The sequence below is a fragment of the Teichococcus vastitatis genome (assembly GCF_003604215.1).
Classification (GTDB): Bacteria; Pseudomonadota; Alphaproteobacteria; order Acetobacterales; family Acetobacteraceae; genus Pseudoroseomonas; species Pseudoroseomonas vastitatis.
The window spans coordinates 1-1911 of sequence record NZ_QXGS01000128.1 but is presented as its reverse complement, the minus strand read 5'-3'; the positions used below and the strand labels follow the sequence as shown (position 1 = coordinate 1911).

General features: G+C 62.0%; 1 protein-coding gene. It reads right to left on the bottom strand.

The genetic code is table 11. From position 1 onward, the window contains the following. Nucleotides 1-1911, bottom strand: a 1911-nt coding sequence (locus tag D2K64_RS23400; RefSeq protein WP_157986101.1) for a hypothetical protein, incomplete at both ends; no start/stop codon positions are given.

The window sequence follows — 1911 nt, the reverse complement described above, 5'->3', positions numbered from 1 at the left end:
TGCTTTCTCTATCCACCTCCGGCACTCCCTCCGTGCTCCGTGCGTAAACGGCGCAGGCGCGCACCAGAGCGAACTTCAGCGCGTTCTCACGGGCCCGCACGTAGAGCGCATCGGTTCCTCGTGCACGCGCCACCTGCTTCAAAGCGTGCATCTCCGCCTCGAAGTCGGTCGCGATATCCAGGGCCTCTTGCGTCATCCGTATGGTCATCGGGTTCAGCACCGGCATGCCGTCTTGCACGTGGAGTGGATTTGGAACCGGGTTAACCCGTCGCCAAGCCTTCACCCATGCCACGACACGATCCGGCACCGGCAGATCCGCGGGCGGCATTCCCAATGGATCATGGTCGCCGGCGTGGAACAGCACACAGCGTGACAGCAGCCCCGAGGTGATGTCCTTGGACTGGAGCGCCGAGAACAATCCGTCTGGCGTGGAGCAGCCGTACATCGAGACGCAGGGCTGGTCGATCACCTTGATCCGATCGATATCCGCGTAGCTCTTCGACTGATAGGTGGTCGCCGAAGCTGAGTAGAGCTTCAGCAGCGTGGCTGTGATGTTCTGGACGTGGGCTCCAGCCTTGGCGTTGTGTGTGCTCTGAATCAGATAGCTCACCTCGTCTAACAACATCACCTGAGCCGGCTGTTTGAATACCGACGTGACGATGCCGGCGTCTGACGCCATCTCCTCGACGCCGATCAAGTTCCAGGCTCCTGCTGCCCGAGCAATCTCCTTCAGCCCTGACAGGCCGCGCTCCTTGCCCGCGCCTGAATAGGCAACGCCGAGAGCATAGAGGTTCGGCCGTATCTGGAAGTGCTCCAGTTTCACGCGCTGGCCGATGGCGGCCGCCATGAAAGCTAGGCAGGCGCCGAGCAGCAGTGGTGGCTGAGGCTTCGGGGAGGTCTTGCACAGCCACGTGTGCATCTCGCCCAGCACATCGGGCAGACCAGTGTAGAGCGCGGGCGGAATGTTCGAGGCGCGGACAAACCGCTGCGGCCCAGCCTCGTCTGGCTCGGCCTCGTCTGGGCCGGGCACCGTCGTTGTGCTATCAGGATTTTCCGAAGCCACGTCGGGTGGCCAAGTCTCGTCATCGATAGGTGTGGTCACTTCCGACGTCAGGAAAGCTTCATCGGTCAGGTCGTTGGCCGTGAGGCAACCCTTGCGCAGCAACGCCGCCAGGAAGCCCAGGCGATCGGTACGCGCGCAGCCAGCGTGCGAACATTGGATAACGAAGCCGCTCTTGATTTGCGGCAGGTCGGCACGATCAACCTGGCTGGCGTTGACGCAGAAGGTACCGGTACGCGTCGTCTGGTCAGTGATGTGATCCTCGACGCAAGGGCACTCGATGTGGTGCTTCACCCCGTTCCGTCGGTCGCCAAAGATCTCGGGCGCGTTTGTCCTCAGCGCGGTCACGATTTCGAACCGACGCGCATACCGTGCAGCCCAGCGCTTCAAGTCAACGGTGTTGCCGTCAAGGTCGGTGACGTGATGAGGCCTGCTTCGTGAACCGGATCTGCCATGATCCGGCGGATCGTCCGTTGCCGGAATGGGAGGCAGCGTCCAGATCGGGCAGGGCATCCCAAACGATGTATGGAATTCGTAGAGGCTGTCGCTTGTCTTGATCCGGGGGAGATAGAACAATCGGCTCGTGTCGGCGCAGGACTGGTCGTGGTTCAGGCCGAGCATGTGCGCTACGGCGCCTACACGCTCCCGCCAAGCGGCGTTGGCCTGTTCCTGACTTTCGTAGTCTGCCGCGATCCACGGTGTCTCCAGAGGGATGATCACTCGGAACTTACAGCAGGGCTGGTGCCGCACCTCGTAGTAGCGGGCGCGGCCGTCGTCCACCTCTTCGATGATGGAGGCCCCTCGGGCCACCTCAGGCACCAACCCCTTCTTGCTGATGAGATACTCTTCGA